Annotated in this window: 1 protein-coding gene; it reads left to right on the top strand. The window is 54.1% G+C overall.

The window, feature by feature from the left end:
- Positions 1 to 380 precede the first annotated feature (380 nt).
- Complete coding sequence (locus H6624_00805) at positions 381 to 26,339, top strand: choice-of-anchor D domain-containing protein (GenBank protein MCB9082848.1); 25,959 nt, start codon at positions 381 to 383, stop codon at positions 26,337 to 26,339.

Raw genomic sequence — 26,339 nt, 5'->3', positions numbered from 1 at the left:
ACACCCGGTTGATGTTAAATACGCCTTTATCATTTAAACAGAATTTAAATTGAAAGGCAGCATCAAGTGACTGAAATCATATCTGATCTGGCCCTCTTGATGGCTCACCAAGACCTCGCCAAAAGACAAGACAATTGGCCAAAGTGGTTCACTTTAACTCACCGACTTTGGCCCAATACTGAATGTCTCAGAATGTCTGTCTCAGACTCAGCCTGATTTGTGAGAACTCCTGCAAATTCTCACATCAGGACGCCATTTACTCAACCTAAAGGCCAGATGGGCCGATAGAGCATCTATATAACAGCCGTCAATTTCAACTCAACTGAAGTGAACACGTCGATGACATTGAAACAGACGACAATAAAACTCGCGGAGCGTTGGTGGATTTATTGAGTTTTATTTACAGCCTTAAGCGGTTCTCGCTTGTTCACAGCTTGTGGACCAAGGCCCTCGTCTTGTCTGTTGCGGCTATCACCATCACATCTTGTTCTGAAGGTCCCGGTAACAAGGAAATTTCCGACAAAGGTAGCTTTGGTATCTCACTGGTGGCCAATACCGGCTGTAACCAGTTTGCTGAGCCCGGACAGAAGTTCACCTATCCAGTGGTGGTCAAATCCGTCGACCCACTGGGCGATCCCGTCCCTGGAATCGACATCAAGTTTTCCACCGATGGAACTTCAGGTGTCACCATTCTCACCGAAAGTGCAACATCCGATAGTACCGGATCTGTCGCCACCAACGTCCTGGCTCCCAATGCTCTCAACAAGAGCTTTAATATTTTTGCTGAGATCGCAGGCAGCAAGATCAAAATCAGCTGCGCACTGGCGACCTATCCCGAGCAGCTGTTAGTGATTTCCGATGGTCCCACTTACAACTTTGAAACTGAAGCCGTCGGCGGTTCACGTTCGTACACTTTTGTTCTCGACAACACCGGGACGACCCAGGCCACCAACGTCTTTGGCCAGGTTAAAGATCTTCCCTTCCAGTTTAAGGGCGGGACTTACCCTGGTACCGGTGGAACTTGTGGAACCACGGTCGATGGCGGAAACAGTTGTACACTGGTTGTTGAATTTGCTCCGACAGCTATTGGCTTTAACTCTGGCACCTTAGAGGTCAACTACAAAGATGGGGACATTGATCGCCTTGCTGTGCGATCCATCCAGGGTACAGGCGCTAATCTCGGGAAACTGGAAATCTCAGAAGATCCTTCCTACAACTTTGGCAACGTGGTCGTCGGCAGCACAGCTGATCACACGTTCACCGTTACCAACATCGGGACTCTGCCGGTTACCACCATTACAGCCACAGGCATGGTTGGCTCCTTCCAATTTAAGGGTGGCAGCTATCCAGGCACTGGCGGCGATTGTGCCGCGACCCTCGCTCCGGCTGCTGTTTGTAACGTGGTGGTGACTTTTGCTCCGCTGACATCAGGTCTGAAACTCGATAAGATCGACTTGTCTTATGCCAATGGTGTTGGAACAGATCGCTCGGAACGTGACCTACAAGGTGTGGGCGCCACTCCAGCTCTTCTCGAACTTTCTGATAGTCCGGTCTATGATTACGGTGTGCAGGCGGTCAGCTCGACCACTGACCATACCTTCACCGTCACCAACAATGGAGCTAGTCCGGCCACTTCATTGGCGGCAGGGATTACGTTGGCTCCCTATAGCTACAAAGGAAGTGTCTTCCCCGGAACGGGTGGAACCTGTACCGCCACTCTCAATGCAGCCTCTACTTGTACCATCGTTATTAGCTATTCGCCGACGACCACTGGTCTTCACAGTGGTGTTGTTCGCCTCGATTACAGCGATGGAGCTTCAAGCCAACAGGCGACACGAAATGTTCAAGGTACAGGCGCTAATCTCGGGTATTTGGACATATCTGCTGGCCCGATATACGACTTCTCTTCCAAGCCCATTGGCTCAGTGACAGACTTTACTTTTACAGTCACCAATACTGGTACGGGTCCCGCCTCCTCAGTTTCGGGAACAGGACTCCTTGCCCCCTTTAGTTTTAAGGGTGGCAGCTACCCTGGAACGGGTGGTACATGTGGAGCCAGCTTCACTCCTGCACAAGCTTGTACCATTGTCGTGAGCTTTGCTCCCACCGCCGGTGGAGCCTTCTTTGACACTATTCAGTTGGATTACAACGACAGCGTGAATCCTAAAGCTGCCCTTCGCGACGTGACGGGAACCGGGATTTCCGCGGCCCAGTTGTTGATCTCCAATGCCCCACTATACGACTACGGCACTCAGGCGCTGGGCTCTTCAACTGATTTCACATTTACGGTTGATAACACGGGTGCTGTGACGGCAACGGCTTTGGCCGGAACCGGCTTGGCAGCACCTTTTACTTATAAAGGCGGCAGCTACCCAGGTACGGGTGGAAATTGCGGAGCCTCTCTGGCTGCCGCTGCCTCGTGTTCCATTGTGGTCACCTACTCTCCGACCACCACGGGTGCTCACACCGACACCATCCAAATTGATTATAATGATGGGGCCGTCGCCCAATCGGCGACTCGCGATATCCAAGGGTCAGGAACCAACAACGCGGTCCTGGCGATCAGCGACAATCCACAGTATGACTTCGGAACATTGGGCCTGGGCGCCACAGCCGAACACACCTTCACCGTGGACAACACCGGTGGCATCTCAGCAACAGGTGTCTCCGCCGTTGCCCTGTCGGCCCCTTACTCATTCAAAGGCGGTACCTACCCCGGAACGGGCGGTTCTTGCGGAGCCACACTGGTGGCAGCAGGAAGCTGTAGTATCGTGGTTGTTTTCGCTCCCACCACCACAGGGGTCCATGCCTCGTCCATTCAGTTAGATTATAATGATGGATCAGGTCCCCAATCTTCGGTTCGCAATATTATTGGTCAAGGTGCCGACGCGGCGAACTTAGTTATTTCTGATGGCCCCACCTATGACTTTGGGACCAAAGCAGTCAGCACTCAGACGGACAAGACTTTTAATGTCAATAACGCCGGCGGTTTGACGGCGACAGGGATGAGTGGAGCGGGACTGGCAGCACCCTTTAGCTATAAGGGTGGAAGCTACCCAGGGACCGGTGGAAATTGCGGAGCCACTCTGGCTTCTGGAGCCAGCTGTAATATTGTTGTCGCCTACACGCCGACTGCGACTGGAGTTCACAGCGATACCGTTGAAATCAACTATAACGATGGAACTGGTCCTCAGATTGCGACTCGTGATGTGACAGGAACAGGGGCCACAGTTGCACTGCTGTCACTCTCTGATGGCCCCACTTATGATTACGGCACCCAGGCCATTGGTTCCACCAATGATCATATCTTTACTATGAACAACACTGGTGGCCTGCCCGCCACCGCCCTGTTGGACCTTGGCCTCACAGCTCCTTTTAGTTTTAAAGGTGGCAGCTATCCGGGAACAGGCGGTACCTGTAGCGCCACCCTCGCCGCTTCTGCCAGTTGCGTTCTGGTTGTCACCTACGCACCTACTACGACTGGAATTCACACCGATACCATTCAAGTCTCTTACAACGATGGTCTGGCTCCACAAACCGTCAGCCGCGACCTTCAAGGTACTGGTGCCGCGGCCGCCTTGGTGACTATTTCTGATGGACCCACCTACAATTATGGCAGCCAAGCTGTTGGCTCAGATACCGATCACAGCTTTACTCTTAACAACTCAGGCTCCATCACCGCCACGGCCATGGCGGGAACTGGCCTGGCATCTCCCTTTGCTTTTAAGGGCGGAACATATCCTGGAACTGGCGGAAACTGCGGACTGACTCTTGCAGCGGCAGGGACTTGTACCATTGTGGTCACTTACTCGCCGACAGCCACCGGTGCCCACTCCGACACTATTCAGGTGGACTATAATGATGGAACTTCGACGATCAATGCAACTCGTGACGTTCAAGGTACAGGAACCACAGCTGCCAGTCTGAGTATTTCCGAGGCACCCTTTTATGACTATGGCACCCAGGCTCTTGGCGCCACCGTTGATCACACATTTACCGTCGACAACACCGGTGGCATCCCCGCATCCGCCATGTCTGGCACAGGCTTGGCTGCTCCATTCACATTTAAAGGTGGAAGCTATCCAGGAACTGGGGGATCATGCGGCGCCACTCTTGCTGCAGCGGCCAATTGTACCATTGTTGTGACTTACGTTCCCACTGTGGCAGGCCCTCATTCGGACACCATTCAAATTGATTACGATGACGGCGTCAGTGCCACCAACACCACTCGCGACGTGCAGGGAACAGGTGCTGTTGCTGCCTTCCTATCAATCTCCGACGGCGCCACCTTCGACTTTGGCACTGTTGCTCTGACGGCTACGTCTGAACACTCCTTTACTGTCACCAATACTGGCGGATTAACGGCAACGACCATTGCCGGCTCAGGACTGGTAGCCCCATTTGCATTTAAGGGTGGATCCTACCCTGGCACCGGTGGAACATGTAGTGCCTCACTGGCAGCTGCCGGTACATGTACGATCATTGTCACCTATGCACCGACGGCTTCAGGCGTCCACAACGACACCATTGTTCTCGATTACAACAATGGACTTATTGCCGCTGCAGCTAATCGCGATGTGCAAGGGACTGGAGCTTCAGCAGCCAATATTACCATTTCCGACAGTCCTCTCTATAACTATGGAACTCTGGCTACCTCCTCTTCCGCTGATCACACCTTCGTTGTGAACAATACAGGAGGCGTGACTGCCACCGCCTTGGCTGGCTCAGGCTTAGCTGCTCCATTCACATTTAAAGGTGGGTCCTACCCTGGAACAGGTGGAAACTGCGCGGCCTCTCTCACCGGTGGCACGAGCTGTACCATTGTTGTCAACTATGCACCGACAACCACTGGTGTTCACAACGACACCCTCCAACTTGACTTCAACGATGGAATCGCCGCCAACAGTGCCTCTGTTGACGTCACCGGTACGGGAGCTACGACAGCTCTGTTAGCTATTTCTGATGGTCCTCTTTACGACTTCGGCGGACTCGCCTTGGGCGCATCGGCGACCTATTCTTTCACCATTACTAACAGTGGTGGTGTGGCAGCCACGTCCATGTCGGGCACTGGCCTTATTCCGCCCTTCAGCTTTGATGGTGGTAGCTACCCGGGAACTGGAGGAACTTGCGGAGCCACTCTGGCAAGTGCAGCCAACTGTACAATTGTGGTGAAATTCCTGCCCACAACTAATGGCCTTCACACGGATACCATTCAGGTTGACTATGACGATGGCAGTGGTGCACAAAGCGTGAGTCGGGATGTTCAAGGTACGGGTCTAAGTGCGGCCCTTCTAGTGATTTCTGATGGCCCTACTTATGATTTTGGACCCAAAGCACTTTCATCTGTCACCGAAAAGACGTTTACGGTTAACAATACCGGGGATGTGGCCGCCTCCTCTATGGCCGGTGTGGCCCTCGTAGCCCCTTTTGCCTACAAAGGTGGTGGAGCTTATCCTGGAACGGGCGGAACTTGCGGTGCCGCTCTTGCCAACGGCGCCTCATGTACCATTGTTGTGACTTATTCACCGACGGCCAACGGGCCTCACAGCGACAACTTGAGAGTCAACTACGACAATGGGGTTTCCGCCCAAGTCTCCTCACGACCATTACAAGGTACCGGAGCTGACCCGGCCAACCTGACCATCTCCGATGGTCCCACTTATGATTTCGGTATTCGCTCTGTTGGCTCAACCGTCGATCACACATTCACTGTCGACAATATCGGTGGAGTTCCGGCAACGGCAGTCATTCCATCAAGCCTCACCGCACCCTTCTCCTACAAGGGAGGTCTGTTCCCCGGCACAGGTGGAACTTGCGGCGGAACCATCAACAATGGAACCAATTGTACCATCGTCGTGACCTTTGCACCTGTTTCAGTCAACACCTACGCCGATACCATGCAACTCGATTACAACGATGGCGTAACTCCTCAGTCTGTCGCCCGACCCCTTGCCGGTGAAGGCGCCACCTTGGGCTTCCTCGTGATTTCCGATGGGCCCACATTTGATTATGGTACCCAGGCCACTGGTTCCAGCACCGATCATACCTTTACCGTCAACAACACTGGGGGCATGACCACTACGGGTATTACTCCGGCAGCTATTGGCGCCCCATTTGGTTTCAAAGGCGGCGGCTATCCTGGAACTGGAGGAACTTGCGGAGCCAGTCTGGCAAATGGTGCCAACTGTACGATCGTTGTCACATATGCCCCAAGCATTGCTGGTGTCCACAACGGAACGATCCGCTTGGATTATAATGATGGCGTCAATCCGGCCAACTCCACCCGTGCGGTAACCGGAACTGCGGCCGATCCAGCGGTGTTGTCGATTTCCAATGGACCTACTTACGACTTTGGCGTGATCGCCGTCGGCGCCTCAATTGATTTCACATTTTCAGTAAACAACACCGGCGGCGTTTCTGCGACCGGCGTGAGCGGACTAGGATTGGCTGCTCCCTTTAGCTTTAAAGGTGGTACTTATCCGGGAACAGGCGGTAACTGCGGACCTTCCGTCGCACCTTCGACCAGCTGTAACATTGTCGTAACTTTTGCACCTACGGCGACTGGTCTGTTCCTTGATACAATCCAAATGGATTATCACGATGGTACGGCCAACACCAATGCCACACGGCCTGTGCAAGGAACGGCCTCCTCCCCTGCTCTGCTCACTATTTCTGACGGACCTCTCTATGATTTTGGATCCAAAGCCATTGGTTCCAACACCCAATTCGCATTTACCGTCACCAACATCGGTGGTGTTCCGGCCACGAGCGTAAGTGGAGCCGGTCTTGCAATCCCCTTTACCTTCGCCGGTGGAGCTTATCCGGGCGTGGGTGGAACTTGTACTTCGGTGATCAACAACGGAAGTGCTTGTACGGTTGTTGTGAACTTCTCACCTGTAGCCCCCGGCCTCCAGGTCGACACCATGGACATCAACTACACGGATGGTGTGAGCCCTCAAGTTGTGTCTCGCGATATGCAAGGTATGGCCAGCAGCTCGGCCCTCTTGGCGATTTCTGATGGACCTACGTACGATTTTGGTGCCAAAGCCACCGGCTCTTCAACAGACTACACCTTCACCGTGGATAACACTGGTGATGTGGCAGCCACGGCCATGTCAGGAACCGGCCTGGCAGCACCTTTCACATTTAAAGGTGGCAGCTATCCCGGTACAGGTGGAACTTGTGCTGCCTTCCTCAACGCCCTCTCTAACTGTACGATTGTGGTGACCTATTCGCCGGTTTCAACTGGTGGTCATGCCGATACGGTGCAAATTGACTACTTTGATGGAGTGGTCAGCAAGAATTCCACTCGTGATCTCACCGGTACGGGCGCCGACCCTGCACTGCTCAATATCTCTGGTGGCCCCCTTGTTGATTTTGGCAACAACGCCATTGGCGGTACTGCGACTCAGCTTTTGACCGTCACCAACGCAGGCGGCGTTCCTGCGACAGGCATGGCCGGTTCTGGACTTGCCGCACCCTTTAGCTTTAACGGCGGCACCTATCCTGGTTCGGGAGGAAATTGCGGAGCCACTCTGGCCGCAGGTGCCAACTGTCAGATCCAAGTGGCGTACACTCCCACTGTGACTGGTCTCCATGCAGACACTGTTCAAGTGGACTACAACGATGGGGTTTCCGCACAAAACTCCCAGCGCGATCTACAGGGAACTGGAGTTTTAGCTGGCTTTTTGACCATCACTGACGGCCCCACTTATGACTACGGAACGATTGCGGTCGGCGCTTCAGCTGATCACACCTTTACGATCTCAAATACAGGTGGTGCCACGGCCACGGCAATGAATAGCTCTGCCCTGACAGCACCTTTTAGTTACAAAGGCGGAACCTACCCTGGTACGGGTGGTAACTGTAGCGCTAGCTTAAATGCCGCCGCTAACTGTACCATTGTGGTCACTTACGCCCCAGCGGGAGCCGGTGTTCATTCCGACACCATTCAGATCAACTACAACAATAGTTTGATTGTCACTTCCAGCACCAGGGACATCCAAGGAACTGGCGCCACACCGGCCAGTCTCGCCATCTCTGACGGTCCCACTTACAACTATGGTAATTTAGCTGTTGGCTTGTCTGCGGACAAAACCTTTACTGTGACGAACTCTGGCGGTGTATCCGCGTCCTCAGTTTCGGCCGGCACTTTGACCGCTCCTTTTAGTTACAAAGGCGGAGTTTTCCCCGGTACAGGGGGAACCTGTACCGCGATTATTCCAGGACTTGGCAACTGTACCATCGTCGTCACCTACTCACCGACAGCCACCGGCGTGCATAGTGATACCATTTCGCTTAACTACAATGACGGCATTGGCGCACAAAATACCACAAGGGATATCCAGGGAAGTAGTGCCACTCTCGCGGTGATCACTATTTCGGATGCCGTTCTCTATGATTACGGCACACAGCCATTGGGATCGAACACGGATCACACCTTTAATCTCAATAATACTGGTGGTGTCCCAGCTACAGCTTTGGCTGGAACTGGACTGGCTGCTCCCTTTAGCTACAAAGGCGGAAGCTATCCTGGTACAGGTGGAAGTTGCGGAGCTACCCTTAACAATGGGGTTTCATGTAGCATTGTGGTGACCTACTCGCCCACAGCTCCAGGTCTTCACGCCGACACCATTCAAATTGATTACAACGACGGCTCCAGTGTAGTGAACGCCACCCGCGATGTGCAGGGAACTGGTGCATCGGCCGCCTTCCTGGCTGTCTCGGATGGACCTTTCTACGACTATGGCACCAAGGCCAATGGCTCTACTACAGACTATACCTTTACCGTCGACAACACGGGTTCTATTGCTGCCACCACCATCGCCGGTTCTGGACTGGTTGCTCCCTTTACTTTTAAAGGCGGCAGCTATCCTGGTACGGGCGGAAGCTGTGCTTCCTCACTAGCTGCCGGATCCAACTGTACGATTGTGGTGACCTATGCTCCAACGGTTTCGGGCCTTCACAATGACACCATTCAGTTGGACTATAATGATGGCCTGGCTCCACAGACCAGCACTCGCGATGTACAAGGAACGGGAGCTGCACCGGCATTGTTGTCGATTTCTGATGGACCCACCTATGATTATGGAACGAGGGCCATTGGTGCAGCTGTTGACCACAGCTTCACTGTCGACAACCTGGGTGGCATCACGGCCACAGCTGTGAACAATGTGGCCTTGACGGCCCCCTTCAGTTTCAAGGGCGGAACCTACCCGGGTACAGGCGGTAACTGCGGTGCCACTTTAGCTGCCGGGTCCTCTTGTACCATGGTAGTGACCTACTCACCGGCTTCAAGTGGCCTACACACTGATACGGTTCAACTGGATTACAATAACGGCGTTAACAGCCAGTCATCTACACGGCCTGTTCAAGGAACAGGGGCTTCACTGGGATTCCTCACTCTGTCTGATGGGCCCACCTTTGACTATGGCACTCAGGCCACAGGCTCTGCGACTGATCACACTTTTGTCGTCAACAACACAGGTGGGGTGACCACCACTGGAATGGCTGGTAGCGGTTTGATTCCTCCGTTTGCCTTTAAAGGCGGAAGTTATCCCGGTACCGGTGGTAACTGTACTACCACCTTGGCTCCTGCCGGCACCTGTAACATTGTGGTCACCTACTCTCCCACGGCCAGTGGCGCCCACGCCGATACAATTATTTTGGATTACAACGATGGCGTGGCCGCTCAGTCCGTGACCGGTGATGTACAAGGAACAGGAGCTGCGGCAGCCGTCTTGGCCATCTCAGATGGACCCACCTATGACTTTGGGACCTTTGCAGTTGGTTCTTCCAATGACTACACATTTACCGTGAACAACACCGGTGGAGTGACAGCCGCTGGAATCTCCGGCACTGGATTGGCCGCGCCCTTTACATTTAAAGGTGGCAGCTATCCCGGAACTGGAGGAACTTGCGGAGCCAGCCTGGCGGGAGGCGGAAGCTGTACCCTGGTGGTCAACTATTCACCCACAGCAACAGGTGTTCATACAGACACTATTCAGCTGGATTACAACAATGGGGCTAGCGCTCAGAACTCATTAAGAGATATTCAGGGTACGGCCACTTCTCCAGCCTTAATTGCTATTTCTGACGGACCCACCTATGACTTTGGACCACGGGCCCTAGGGTCAACCTTGGACAAGGCCTTCACCCTCAGCAACAGTGGCGGAGTTCCGGCCACTTCAGTTGCCGGAAGCGGATTGGCCGCTCCCTTTGAGTTCAAGGGCGGAAGCTATCCCGGACTTGGCGGCACCTGCGGAGCCACAATCGCCAACGGTGCCAACTGTACTGTGGTGGTTTCATTCACACCCACAGCACCAGGCCTGGCCTCGGACACATTTGACATTGACTACAATGATGGCGCGGCTGCACAAACATCGAGTCGCGATATCCAAGGTACAGGCAACAGCGCGGCCGTTTTGGCCATCTCTGACGGCCCGACTTACAATTTTAATTCGCAGACAGTGGGCTCAGCGACAGATGCCACGCTGACCATTAACAATACGGGATCAGTCACCGCAACCGCCATTGCCGGATCTGGGCTGGCAGCGCCCTTTACCTTTAAAGGTGGCAGCTTCCCGGGAACCGGTGGAACATGTACGGCCAGCCTTTCAGCTGGTGGCAGCTGTAGCGTGGTTCTGACTTATTCACCCCTGGCGACTGGTGTTCACAATGACACTTTGGTCATCGACTACAACGATGGAGCCAGTCCCAAGACCGCCACTCGTGATGTGACCGGTACGGGAGTGGGAGCTGCCTTGCTGGTGGTTTCCAACTCGCCCCTTTATGATTTCGGTGATGTGGCGACCGGCTCAAGCAAGGAATTCACATTCACCATTAACAATGGTGGCGGTAGCTCAGCTTCAGCCATGAGTGGAACAGGATTGGCCGCGCCTTTCACTTACAAGGGTGGCACTTATCCTGGTACTGGCGGAACTTGTGGAGTCTCTCTCGCCAGTGGGGCTAACTGTACAGTGATTGCTGTCTTTGCCCCAACTGTTACCGGCCTTCAGACAGACACCATGCAAATTGACTATTTTGATGGAGCGGCAGCCCAGTCGGCCACAAGGGATATTCAAGGTACAGGCGTGATCGCAGCCTTCTTGACTGTTTCTGACGGACCGACATTTGATTTCGGCACTAAGGCCCGTGGCTCGAATACAGATCACACCTTCACCATTAACAACACAGGCGGCGCTTCGGCCACCAGTATGGCCGGTGGGGCTCTCGCTGCACCCTACACCTACAAAGGTGGAAGTTATCCAGGAACGGGTGGAACTTGTAGTAGTAGTCTGGCGGTCGCCGGCTCTTGTACGATTGTGGTAACTTTCTCACCCACCACCAATGGCATTCACACCACCACTCTCAACCTCAATTACAACGACGGGGTGGGAGCTGCGGTTGGAGCACGGGACGTTCAGGGTACTGGGGCTGATCCTGCGGTTCTCGCTATTTCTGACGGACCCACTTACAATTTCGGAACTCTCACTGTCGGTGGCACGGCTGACTTTACTTTTACTGTCGATAACAGTGGTGGCGTTCCTTCAACAGTGATGGCGGGATCTGGACTGGCAGCGCCCTATACTTTTAAAGGTGGCAGCTACCCGGGTACCGGCGGAGACTGTTCTGCCAGCCTGGCAGCTGGTGGCAGCTGTACCATGGTGGTGACATTTAATCCCACTATCACTGGTGTGTTTGGCGACACCATTCAGTTGGCTTACAACGACGGCGCTGCTGCCCAATCGGCCACTCGTGATGTGTCTGGTACAGCTGGTACTCCTGCGATCTTGAGTATCTCAAATGCTCCATTCTATGACTTTGGTACCAAACCTCTTGGGTCGGTGACCGACTTTACACTGAGTGTGAACAACACTGGTGGCGCCAACGCAACCAGTGTGGCTGGTAGCGGTCTGGCCGCACCCTTTACATTTAAAGACGGCAGCTACCCAGGAACTGGTGGTACATGTGGCGCTACGATAAATCAGTCTTCAAGCTGTTCCATCGTCGTCACCTACACCCCCACGGCCACAGGCCTGCAGACGGACACTGTGCAACTGGATTACAACGATGGCGTTGCTCCGCAGACCGCCACTCGGGATGTGCAAGGTACGGGTGCAAACGCCGCCTTCCTAGCAATCTCCGATGGTCCTCTTTATGATTTCGGCAATAAAGCCCTTGGCTCAGTCAGTGAACACAGTCTAGTGGTCAACAACACCGGATCTTTGACTGCCACCGGAATCACCGGCTCAGGTCTTGCGGCTCCCTTTGTCTTTAAGGGCGGAAGCTATCCGGGAACTGGTGGTACCTGCTCGGCTTCTCTGGCCGCAGCTGCCAACTGTTCCATTGTCATCACCTATTCGCCGACGGCACTGGGTGCCCATTCGGACACCATGCAATTGGATTACAACGATGGCCTAAGCCCACAGGTTAGCACCCGCGACCTGCAAGGAACAGGCGTGGCCGCAGCCTCTCTGTTGATTTCGGACGGCGCCACCTATGATTACGGCACAAAAGGTATTGGCTCCACATCAGATCACACCTTCACTGTCGACAACACCGGCGGCGTTGACGCCACCAGCATGATGGGCTCTGGCCTTGGCGCACCCTTTAGCTTTAAAGGCGGAAGTTATCCAGGTACGGGTGGAACTTGCGGTGCCTCTTTGGCCGCTGCTGGTTCTTGTACAATTGTCGTGAGCTATGCGCCGACGGCCACTGGTCTGCTGAGTGATACTATCCAGCTTGATTATAACAACGGAGCCACGACTACCAACACGACCCGTGACATTCAGGGTACGGGTGCAAACCTGGCCTTCTTAGCCATTTCCAACGGCCCCACATTTGACTTTGGTACCCGCGCTATTAGCTCCACGGCTGAACATACATTCACTGTGGATAACACCGGTGGTGTGATCGCCACAGCGATGGCAGGATCTGGTCTGGCTGCGCCTTTCAATTTTAAAGGTGGTAGCTACCCAGGAACAGGTGGAACTTGTGCGGCCACCCTCGCTGCTGCCGGCTCGTGTACTATTGTGGTGACTTACTCCCCTTCGGCGGCTGTTGTCAGTAATGATACTTTGGTTTTGGACTACTTTGATGGTGATTCGACCATCAATGCCACTCGCGATATGGTGGGAACCGGCGCACCCAGCGCCCTCCTCAGCATCTCAGATGGACCGGTTTACAACTATGGAGCCCGGGCTGTTGGTTCGGCCACCGATTATACCTTTACTGTCAACAACATAGGTGGCGTGACCGCAACATCAATTGCCAATGCCGCCATCGGCGCCCCTTTTGCGTTCAAAGGCGGATCTTATCCTGGAACAGGCGGATCCTGCGGCGCGAGTTTGGCGGCCTCAACCAATTGTACTCTCGTACTGACCTACTCACCCACAGCGACCGGAGCCCACTCCGATACACTGCAATTGAATTACAATAACGGAGTTTCAGGAGTTAACAGCTCCATCACTGTTCAAGGTAACGGAACTTCACCCGCTGTCTTGGCCATCTCCGATGGACCAACATACAACTACGGAAGTAAAGCCCTCGGTTCATCCACTGACCGCATTTTCACTGTCAACAACACCGGCGGTGTGACGGCCTCGTCCATTGATGGTGTGGGTCTGGCGGCACCTTTTGAATTTAAGGATGGAAGTTACCCAGGTACCGGTGGTTCTTGTGGTCTGACTTTGGCCAATGGTGCCAACTGTACTGTGGTGGTCACATTTAGCCCCACCGCTGCAGGTCCAGCCTCGGACACCATGGACATCACCTACAATGATGGTGCAGCTCCGCAAACAGCCTCTCGTGATTTAACAGGTACAGGCGCTTCTTCAGCCCTGTTAGTGATTTCCAATAATCCGACCTATGATTTTTCCAATAAGCCGGTTGGCTCAACCACTGATGCCACTCTTACTGTTGATAACACCGGTGCTGTCACGGCAACGACCATGGCTGGAAACGGCCTGGCTGCTCCGTTTACATTCAAGGGAGGAAGCTACCCGGGATCAGGCGGAACCTGCGGAGCCTCACTCACTGCTGGTGGAACATGTAGCATTGTCATCACCTATGCTCCGACAGCAACAGGTGCTCATAGCGATACAATTAACATCGACTACAACAATGGCGCCTCACTGGTTGCCGCCACCCGGGATGTGGCAGGTACAGGAGTTGGTCCTGCGACACTGGTTCTTTCCAACTCTCCGCTTTACAACTATGGCACTAAGGCCACTGGCTCCTCTACTGACGCCACCTTAACTTTGGATAACACCGGAGGCTATCAGGCCAGCTCAATTGCAGGTCTAGGATTGGCCGCCCCCTTTAGTTTCAAGGGCGGAACTTACCCTGGCACGGGCGGTAGTTGCGGAACCACTCTATCGGCAGGAAGCAACTGTACGGTCGTGGTGACCTACTCGCCGTCCACAGTTGCCGTACACAGCGACACCATTCAAATTGACTACAACGATGGTGTGAGTGCTCAATCCGAGACCCGTGATGTACAGGGAACTGGGGTTGTGGCCGCGAGCTTGGATATCTCCCATGGCCCCACTTATGACTTTGGCACCAAAGCTCTGGGCTCCAATACGGATCATACGTTTACCATCGATAATACTGGTGGTGCGACAGCAACTGCCATTGCTCCCGGTGTGCTTACCGCACCTTTTACCTTCAAAGGTGGAAGCTATCCCGGAACTGGTGGAACTTGCGCTGGCAGCTTGGCGGCAGCCGGTTCCTGTACAGTGGTTGTCACTTACTCTCCAACGGCAACAGGTATTCACTCGGATACAATGACCTTGAACTATCAAGATGGTGCTGGCGCCGCAGTGTCAAACCGGGATGTTCAAGGTATTGGTGCCAATCCCGCTGTCATCGCCATTTCCAATGCGCCAAACTTTGACTTTGGCACTGTCACCGTTGGGTCTACAACCGATCAAACCTTAACCTTGGATAATACTGGCGGAGTCCCGGCCACGCTGATGAGCGGAACTGGCTTGGCCGCGCCGTTTAGTTTTAAGGATGGCACCTACCCTGGAACAGGTGGCACTTGTACAGCTAGTCTTAATGCCGGTGCCAATTGTACGATTGTGGTTACTTTTAATCCGACCATCGCCGGTGTCTTTAACGATACCGTACAGATCGATTACAACGATGGAGCTGCAGTACAAAACGCCACCCGCGCTTTGGATGGTACAGCTGGGACGGCGGCGATCCTGGCGATTTCCAATGCTCCCTTCTATGATTTTGGCACCAAGCCCCTGGGTTCAAACACAGATCAGACTTTGACTATCAACAACACGGGTGGTTCTCCCGCAACCTCCATGGCGGGAACTGGTTTGGCAGCTCCGTTTACATTCAAAGGTGGAAGCTATCCTGGCGGTGGTGGAACTTGTGCCGCAACACTTGCCAATGGAGCTAACTGTACGATCGTGGTCACCTACTCGCCCACAGCATCGGGTGCTCACAGCGATGCAGTCCAGATTGATTACAATGATGGCGTCAGCGCCCAATCGGCCACTCGCGACGTCCAAGGTTCGGGAGCCAATGCTGCCCTGCTTGTGATTTCTAATAATCCGCTTTACGACTTTGGAACTCTGGCGGTGGGCGCTAGTGGTGATTTCTCGTTTACAGTCAATAACACCGGTGCTCTAACAGCCACGGCAATCACCGGAACTGGTCTGGCCGCTCCATTCACCTACAAAGGCGGAGGCTATCCTGGAACCGGCGGAACATGTGGCGCTTCCCTGGGCTCTGGAGGCAACTGTACTGTTGTGGTCACCTACTCACCCACGGCCGCAGGCTTGCACAGTGATAGCATTCAGCTTGATTACAACGATGGACTTTCTCCGCAGTCGGCAACGAGAGATATTCAGGGTACAGGTGCCGACGCCGCACTGTTGACTATTTCCGATGGTCCTACCTACAACTATGGCACTCAAGCCGTGGGCGCAAATGTAGACAAGACATTCACCGTGACCAATGGTGGTGGCGTCGCTGCTTCCTCCATGGCCCCAGTTGCCCTCACAGCTCCATTTGCATACAAAGGTGGAACCTATCCGGGCACGGGTGGTAACTGTGGTGCTTCACTGGCGGCCAGCGGCAACTGTACTCTTGTCGTCACTTACTCCCCGACGGCCACCGGTCCCCACAGTGATACATTGCAAGTTGATTACAATGATGGCGCGGCTGCCACCAACAGCTCCATTACAGTTCAAGGTACAGGCGCCACTCTTGCCTTCTTGGCCATCTCCCACGGCCCCAGTTTTGACTACGGAACCAGAGCTTTGGGTTCGGCCACGGATAACACCTTTACTGTCGACAACACCGGGGGCGTCACAGCCACCGGCCTGAGTGGCAGCGGATTGGCTGCGCCATTTGACTACAAAGGTGGCTCCTTCCCCGGATCTGGTGGCTCATGTACGGGAACTTTGGCAGCCGGCGCCAACTGTACCATTGTAGTGACCTATTCTCCGACAACGGCCGCCGTACACAATGACACCATTCAAGTTGATTACAATGATGGCAGTGGCGTGGTGGCTTCCACTCGCGACGTCACCGGTACCGGCGCTAATGCGGCACTCTTGTCAATTTCCAATGGTCCAACTTTTGACTTTGGCAGCAAAGCCGTTGGCTCGACCAGCGACCAAACTCTCACCGTCGACAATATTGGTGGTGTTCCCGCCACGGGAATGGCTGGAACCGGATTAGCTGCTCCTTATACATTTAAGGGTGGGGGGTACCCAGGGACAGGCGGAACTTGCGGTGTGACTTTGGCTAACGGCTCCAATTGTACGATTATCGTGACCTTTGCACCTACGGTGACTGGAACCTTTAACGACACTGTTCAAATCGACTACAACAATGGCGCGACCGGGGTCAATTCCACTCGTGACCTACAAGGTACCGGTACTGCACCTGCCTCACTTGAACTCTCAGATATCCCTTATGATTACGGCACCAAGGCGCTAGGTTCCACCACTGATTTCACCTTCACTATGAGTAACACTGGCGGCGTGACCGCAACTTCCATCACCGGATCTGGTCTAGCGGCGCCGTTTGAGTTCAAAGGTGGCGGTTACCCTGGCTTGGGTGGAACCTGTAGCACCACGTTGGCCAATGGCGCCAACTGTACAGTCGTTGTCTCCTTTAGCCCAACGGCAGCTGTCACCTCAAATGACACTATTCTGATTGACTACAATGATGGTGCAGCTCCAGCCCAGGGAACTGGCGCGATTCAGGGTACTGGTAACAGTGCGGCCCTCTTGGTTTTTGCCGATGCACCCACCTATGATTTCTCTAACCGCGCCCTCGGCTCGACTTCAGAATACACTCTGACCGTGAATAACACGGGTGCCGTCACAGCGACGACCATGGCCGGTGCTGGTCTTGCTGCTCCATTTACATTTAAAGGTGGCAGCTATCCGGGAACTGGCGGAAGTTGTGCTGCTTCACTTGTTGCCGCCGGATCTTGTACGGTGGTTGTCCAATACTCTCCCGTCTCCTCAGGCGCTCATTCTGACACCATTGATCTGACCTATAACGATGGCGCTTCAGGGAAAACGGCAAATATTGACCTCACCGGTAATGGTGTGGCGCCGGCTCTTCTTACTCTCTCAAATTCTCCGACCTACAACTACGGAAGTCGAGCGACAGGTTCTTCAACTGATTTCACTTTCACTGTCGACAACACGGGCGGATACCAGGCGACGGCCATGGCTGGATCTGGACTGGCTGCCCCCTACGCGTTTAAAGGTGGAGGTTACCCTGGAAGCGGTGGAACGTGCGGTGTCACCCTGGCCGCAGCTAGCAACTGTACGATTGTGGTCACCTACTCACCCACCGCCACTGGTGTCCATAATGACACCATCGTCGTGGACTACAATGATGGTGCTGCCACTCAGGCGGCTAACCGGGATGTGACCGGTACCGGCGTGATTGCCGCTTATCTAGATATCTCTGATGCCGCCACTTATGACTTTGGTACTAAAGCCACGGGCTCAAGTTCAGATCACACCTTTACCGTTACCAATTCGGGAGGAACCGCAGCCACCGGCATGTCGGGCGCCGCCCTCACCGCCCCCTTTAGCTACAAGGGTGGAACTTACCCAGGTACTGGTGGTGATTGTAGCGCCAGCCTCAACACGGCTGGGACTTGCTCCATTGTGGTGACCTATGCTCCGACGGCTAATGGAATCCACACTGATACTCTGACCATCAACTACAACGATGGCATTGGTGCCCAGGCCTCTAACCGCGACATACAAGGTGCCGGTGCAGACCCTGCTGTAATCAATATTTCAGAGGCTGACCCCTACGACTACGGACAGCGATCTGTTGGCTCTTCGACAGATTATACTTTTACTTTGGACAACTCAGGCGGAGTCATCGCGACCGCCATGAATGGCATGGGATTGGCCGCCCCCTATAGCTTTAAGGACGGCACTTACCCAGGTACTGGTGGAACTTGTACCGGCAGCCTTGCGGCGGCCGCCAACTGTACCATTGTGGTGACATTTGCTCCAGTTGCTACCGGTGTTCAAACTGACACCATCGATATCAACTATAACAACGGGATCAGTGGCCAGGTTTCGAGTCGTGACCTCACCGGTAACGGTGTAAATCCGGCTTTCCTGACCATCGACTCAGGTCCCATTTATGATTTCGGCGAGCAGGCTTTGGGCTCGACGACGGAACACACCTTCACCGTTAACAATACCGGTGGAATTTCCGCCACCGCCATGGGCGGAACAGGCCTGTTGGCTCCCTTTAGATTCAAGGGCGGAGCTTATCCTGGTTCTGGCGGGACCTGCGCGGCCACCCTTAATGCCGCAGCCAGCTGTACAGTAGTAGTCGAATTCTTGCCGACTGCTTTGGGTATTCGCAGTGACACTATTGAAATCAATTACAACGACGGCGGCGGTGTCCAGGTTGCCCTTCGTGCCGTTCAAGGAACAGGTGCTGGTGCGGCCTTCATTACCATCACCGAAGCACCGATTTACGACTTTGGCGTTCAGGCTGTGGGATCCAATACGGACCACACCTTTACTCTCGAAAATACCGGCTCGGTGAAGGCTGTCTCCATGGCCGGATCTGGCTTGGCAGCCCCCTACAGCTTTAAAGGTGGTTCTTATCCCGGTACTGGCGGAACTTGCGGTGTGGAATTGGATAAGGCTCTCACCTGTACTGTCATCGTGACCTTTAGCCCAACCACGTTAACTGGTCCCTTTGCCGACACCTTTATTGTTGATTACAACGACGGTGCCGTTCCTCAGAGTTCGGCCCGTAATGTGACTGGTAACAGTGCTAATCCAGCACTGCTCACCATCACTGACACACCTCTGTATGACTACCTCACTCAAGGTGTGGGCTCAGTCACCGATCACACGTTTACTATCAACAACATCGGTGGCGTCCCTGCCACTGGAATTGCTGAATCCGGATTGTCCCTACCCTTCCTGATGAAGGATGGTTCCTTCCCGGGAACTGGGGGAACTTGCGGATCTGTTTTGTCAAACGGTTCATCATGTACCATTGTTGTCAGTTTCGCTCCGACTGCCAATGGACTCCGATCTGACACCATTGAAGTGGACTACAACGATGGGGCCGGGCCACAGACGGTTACCAACAATGTACAAGGTACCGGTGCACCCTTAGCCAACTTGATTATTTCTGACGGGGCCACTTATGATTTCGGCACCAAAGCCCTAGGCTCGACCACAGAAAAGACCTTCAATATCGACAACACCGGTGGTGTTCCAGCGACAGGCATCACCGGCACTGGACTTGCCACCCCATGGAGCTTCAAAGGCGGATCTTATCCGGGAACTGGCGGTAACTGTGGTGTCACCATTAATGCAGGGGCCACTTGTCAGATTGTGGTCGTCTATTCACCGATTAGTTTGGGTGCCTTGTCCGACACTATAGAAATCAACTACTTTGACTCGGTCAACAACCAAATGGCCACGCGGGATGTATCTGGTACCGGTGCCAATGCTGCTCAGTTGGCCATTTCCGATGGTGCGACCTATGACTTCCTTTCCCACGCCATCGGCTCGGTGACTGAAAAAGTATTTACCGTTAACAACAATGGCGGCGTGGACGCGACCACCATTGTGCCTCAGGCGATCCTCGCTCCCTTCCGCTACAAAGGCTCCACCTATCCTGGTACTGGTGGAACTTGCGGTGTGACTTTAGCGGCTGGTGGCAACTGTACATTGGTGGTCGAGTACGCACCGACGGCAACAGGGACTCAGTCTGACGATATCGTACTTGACTATTATGATGGTGCCGCCAACCAGTTTGTGGATCGAGACATCACCGGTACCTCAACTAATCCCGCCAACCTGCAGATCAGCGACGGCGCTACTTACAACTTTGGCACTTGGGCCATCGGTGCAACGACGGAGAAGACCTTCACCATCAACAATACCGGTGGAACTGACGCCACCGCCATGGCGGAAGTCGCCCTTGCCCTCCCCTATGCCTTTAAAGACGGCAGCTACCCTGGGACTGGTGGAAATTGCGGCGCCACTTTGGCCTTTGGGACTGGCTGTACCGTGGTTGTGACCTTTAACCCGACGGCTAGTCAGGTCTACAACACCACCTTGCAGATCAACTATTTTGACGGCGCCAACGGTCAAGTTGCGGCCCGGCCGATTACCGGTACCGGTGGAAGTGCGGCCTTGCTCAATATCTCAGAAACCGATCCTTATGATTATGGCCTCCAGGCGCTGGGCTCAAACACGGATCATGTCTTTACCGTGACCAATGACGGCTCGGTTTCGGCTACTTCCATGGCCGGTGTGGCCATTGCCGCTCCCTTCTCTTGGAAGGGCGGAACATATCCTGGTACGGGCGGAACATGTAATACCAGCCTGACCGCTTCCTCCAGCTGTTCTGTCGTTGTCACCTACTCTCCCACTGTTGTGGGTGCCCAATCCACCACCTTCCAGATCTCCTACAACGATGGTGTGGTCGGCCAGGTTTCAAGCCGAGATGTGCAAGGTACAGCCGACAACGGAGCCATCCTGTCGGTCTCGGATGATCCATGGAATTTTGGAACTCTTCCTGCTGGAGCCAGTACAGAAAAACTCTTTACCGTCTCCAATACCGGTGGAGTGGCAGCCACTAGCATTACGGGTGTTGGTCTTGCCGCCCCCTTTGCCTTCAAAGGTGGCAGTTATCCAGGAACTGGTGGAACTTGCGGTGCCACACTAGGTATCGGTGGTTCTTGTACGATTTATGTGACCTACAGCCCAACGGCTGCGGGAAGCTTTAACGACACGGCCCAAATCAACTATTGGGATGGAGCCGTGGCCCAAAGTGCGACTTTGGATCTCTCTGGGTCTGCTGTCTCTAACGCTCTGCTTGTGATCAGTGATGGAGCAACCTACAACTACGGAACAAGGGCAACAGGGTCACAAACTGACTTCACATTCACTGTGACAAATACAGGTGGCTTTAATGCCACTTTGGTGTCGGGAGTGGGATTGGCCGCCCCCTTTACCTATGCCGGTGGCACATTCCCTGGATCTGGCGGAACATGTACCGCCACCATTTCCACCGGTGGCAACTGTACCATGGTCGTGCGCTACGCACCGACCGCTACGGGTGTCCACAATGATACCATTGATATCCAGTACAACAATGGTGCCTCAACAGTGAGCTCTTACCGAGCGGTGACCGGTACGGGCGCCAACCCTGCAAGTTTGAGTATTTCCAACAGTCCCTTCTACGACTATGGCACTCAAGCTCTGACGTCGAACACTGACTATACTTTTACGGTGACCAACTCGGGCGGAGTGCCAGCAACGACAGTGATTGAATCCACTGGTCAACCACTAGCAGCGCCCTTTGACTTTGTTGGTGGTAACTACCCTGGAACCGGTGGTACTTGTACCGGAACCATTAACAATGGCGCCAATTGTACGATTGTCGTGCGCTATACACCGACGGCGACTGGATTTTTAAGTGACAACATTGTCCTCAGTTACGACAATGGTGCTTCCACCCAGTCCACTTCGCGGGAAGTTCGTGGTACTGGTGCCAACGCTGCTGTTCTCGCCTGGACCGATGGAGCCACGTATGACTTTGGCTCGGTGGCTGTGGGTTCTTATGTGGACCGCACCTTTTCCATCATCAATAACGGCGGTGTGGCCGCTACGAGCATGGTCTTGTTTGGAATTGGTGGAGATTTCATCTATGTGGGCGGCTCTTACCCGGGAACAGGCGGAACTTGCGGAACAACACTGAATCCTTCAAATACATGTGACGTGGTCATTCGCTTCCAGCCCACTTCGGCCACGCCCAAATTCACAACCATGAGTATGCAATATGACGATGGCGCTGGCCTACAGAGCGAGGGCATTGACCTCCTCGGTAGTGGTGCCGCCTTGGCCTTCCTGACGATTTCTGATGGTGGAACTTACTCCTACGGAACTCAGGCGATTAGCTCGACCACACCTCATACATTTACGCTAACCAATATTGGTACTGTGGGAGCCACAGCTATTGCTGGAAGTGGCCTGGCTGGAGCCTTTGCCTTCGCTGGTGGCGGTACATTCCCAGGCGGTGGAACTTGCGGTGCGACCTTGGGTGCTGGGGCCTCGTGTACCTTTATTGCCAACTTTACACCGCCGAGTGGTGGTTCCTTTAACGATACGATTGTGATTGATTTCCATGACGGCGCGCAGATGCAGAACCGCAACCGGGACGTGACCGGTATCGGTGCCACCGCAGGTCAAATCACCTTTACTCCTGACCCGCGTGATTTTGGCACCCGCGCTAATGGCTCCAACACCGATGGCACTATCACCCTGGACAACGTGGGTGGTGTACCGACGACTGCTATGGGTAGCACAAGTCTTGCGGCTCCCTTCCAGTACAAGGGTGGAAGTTACCCGGGAACTGGTGGTACTTGTAACACCACTCTATCGGCCGGTAGCACTTGTACTCTCATTGTCACCTATTCACCGACCGCAGTTGGCTTCCTCAACGACGACGTGACCATCGACTACCATGACGGTGCGGTCACGACTTCCGCCACCGGCTGGGTCCAGGGTACGGGTGCATTGCCTGCAACTCTGAACTTCTCCGAAGGTGACCCCTACAACTTTGGCACGATGGCGACAGGATCTTCCACTGATCACACCATTACCATCTCCAACGACGGTGGCGTGACGGCCACTCCCATGTTGGGAACGGGACTTGCCGCACCCTACACGTTTAAAGGTGGTTTCTACCCTGGTACGGGTGGTAACTGCGGAAGTTCTCTGGCGCCAGCGGCCACTTGTACCATTGTGATCAATTATTCTCCAGTGACCATTGGAACTCACAATGACACCATTAATATTTCTTACAACAACGGCGTGGGTTCAACTTCAGCCAACCTCAACGTGACAGGTGTGGGTCAAGGTCCTGCGGATCTCTCGCTGAGCACCAGCAGTGTAAATTGGGGCACTAAAGCCGTTAATTCAACCAATGACTACACCATTACTATTACCAACGTGGGATCTCTGCAGGCGACATCTATGGGTAGCGTGGGTGCGGCAGCTCCATTTAGTTTTAAAGGCGGCAGCTACCCAGGTTCTGGTGGTAACTGCGGAGCCACTCTCAACAACGCCACGGCCTGTACGATTGTCCTCGAATACGCTCCCACCGTTTTGGGATTGGCCAGTGACACAATCGTCATTGATTTCCACGACGGGGTTCAGGCCCAGACGCGCAATATTTCGGTGCAAGGTACAGCAGCCAACCCGGCGGTACTCGCCATCTCTAACTCGCCCAACTATGACTTTGGAACGGTGCAAGTGGGTAACACACCCAATGTATTGCTAACGATTTCTAATACTGGCGGCGTCGAAGCCAACCCCGTATTCCCGTCCGGAACACCGGCTCCCTACCAGTTCACAGGCGGCACTTATCCTGGAACCGGCGGAACCTGCTCAACCAGTCTTGCAGCTAGTGCCAACTGTACGATCGACGTGACCTTTGCACCGACGATCGCTGGAAACTTCAACTCCGGGTACTACATCACCATCAACTACTTTGACGGGGTGAGTGCTCAAGTGGTGAGCCGCGAAGTGCGTGGTATTGCCACCAGCCCTGCCGTTCTGGTGATCTCTGATGCCACGACTTACAACTTTGGCAGCCAGACGGTGAACTCAGTGACGGATAAGACATTCACCATTACCAATAACGGCTCACTTCAGGCCACTGTGATGACAGGTACGGGCCTGGCCGCACCTTTTACATTCAAAGGCGGAAGTTACCCCGGTGGTGGTTCTTGCGGGGCCACTCTCAACGGTGGTCAAAACTGTACCATCGTGGTGTCCTTCCAGCCCACAGCGGCCAGTGTGTATAACGACACCATCCAAATTGACTACAATGACGGCGTTCAAGCCCAGTCTTCACTGAGACCCGTTACAGGTACTGGTGCCACCAGTGGATTCTGCGTGGGCAAACTCGCCAATGCACCTTTTGCTAGCGGAACAGGCTCAGGTGGAGACCCCTACACCATCTGTACCATCACCCAGTTGGCTCAGATCAACAGCTACCGTTCTTCCAGCTTTAAGTTGATGGACACCCTGGACTTCAGCGGCCAGTCCTTCACTCCTCTCGGTGGAGTTTCAGGGTCGAACGAATTCACTGGTACTTTTGATGGTAACAACCTGGCGATCAACAATATTAGCTACTCAAGCTCCAACAATTTGGTGGGCTTCTTTGGAGAGACCACGGGATCTGCGGCGATCAAGAACGTGGTTCTCAACAATATCACCATCTCAGGTAACAACTATGTGGGCGGCCTCGTCGGTCGTCTCAACGGTGGCTCGGTCACCAACAGTTTTGTCAACAGCGGTACGGTCACTGGTAACAACTCGTCCACCGCTGGAGACGGCGTGGGCGGTTTGATTGGTAGCATGTCGGGCGGGACCACAGTCTCCCGTTCGGGATCGGGCGCCGCAGTGGTTGGACCTTACAATGGTGGAGGCTTGGTCGGCTACGCCGGAGGCAACATCAGTGAGTCCTATGCAACTGGTACAGTCACCGGTGCCACCCAAGACACTGGCGGTCTGGTGGGTGAATTGGCTGCCAACATTTCTGACAGCTACGCAAAAGGAAATGTCAGTGGTAACAACGGGGCTGGTGGTCTGGTCGGTCAATTTGCATCGGGCACCATCGACCGGGCTTACTCGAAGGGTAACGTCACAGGCAGCTCCAACCTTGGTGGTCTGATTGGATTTGGCTCCGGCACCACTAATAACTCTTTCTGGGATACCAATACCAGTGGTCAAGCCTCCAGCGCAGGAGGAACAGGTCAAAACACCAACAACATGAAGGATCAAACAACATATACCACTTGGGACTTTGTCACTATGTGGAAGCGGGAAGCCAATAACTATCCTGCCCTGGCCTACTTGAATCACAGTACTCCTCCAGTCGTACCTGCGAGCATTACCTTCAACGAAAAGTTTGAAGCTGCCGGAACAGATCAAACTTGGAACGCCGCCGTCACAGATACCGGTAACGTCTTTGACGATGATGCCGCTTCAAGTGCGGTGGGCTCACCCACAGGTTGGGGCTCTCAGTGTTTGAAAGTCGATCTCGATGGCACTTCGGGAACCAGGGCGTATCGCAATACCGGTGTCACCGCCATGAATCAATCCTGGTACAGCTTTCAAGTGGTGATCACGGATTTTGGAACACTGGGCGACAATATCACCCTGGCACAGGCCATGAACTCAGCTGCAACTGCGACAGCCTGGGAAGCGCGACTGAAGGACACGGGTTCCAATAAGCGCTTGAGCTTTATGGTCTACGCCAATGGATCTCCCACGGAGTACCAGTGGCCTTCTAGTGGTACTCTCGAGTTGAACCAGGTCTATGCCGTTGAAATCAACTGGGATATCGACATGAACAAGTGGCGCGTTCTGGTGAATGGCAATAACGTCGCAAGTGGCAACCTATCAGGCAGTGCCACCACTCTGGCCATTGGCCATCAAATTGTGGGCGCGGACACAGGTCCAACGACAACCAACACCATCTATTATTTGGATCGATTCCATGTGACCGAGCCGCTTTATCCAGCCGCCATGAGCATGGATACGGAAGCCACCATCACCTTGACTTATAACGACGAGAACGCCGATCAGGCCCAGTCCTGCTCGCTCTACAATATGCAAAACGTGACGGTCACCACACCTTGTCTGTGTAACTCCGGCACTTGTACAGTGGGCGTGACCGGCACCAGTGGCTACACCGGTGCCGCGAGGTTTGACTACCGGGTGAACGCCAACGGGCAGCAGTCCAATATGGGTACCGCTTCTCTCGACATCCAGTAA

The sequence above is a fragment of the Pseudobdellovibrionaceae bacterium genome (genome assembly GCA_020635075.1).
Classification (GTDB): Bacteria; Bdellovibrionota; Bdellovibrionia; order Bdellovibrionales; family UBA1609; genus JADZEO01.
Note: the sequence above shows the minus strand (reverse complement) of the source record. Positions and strands in the feature narration are given on the sequence as shown.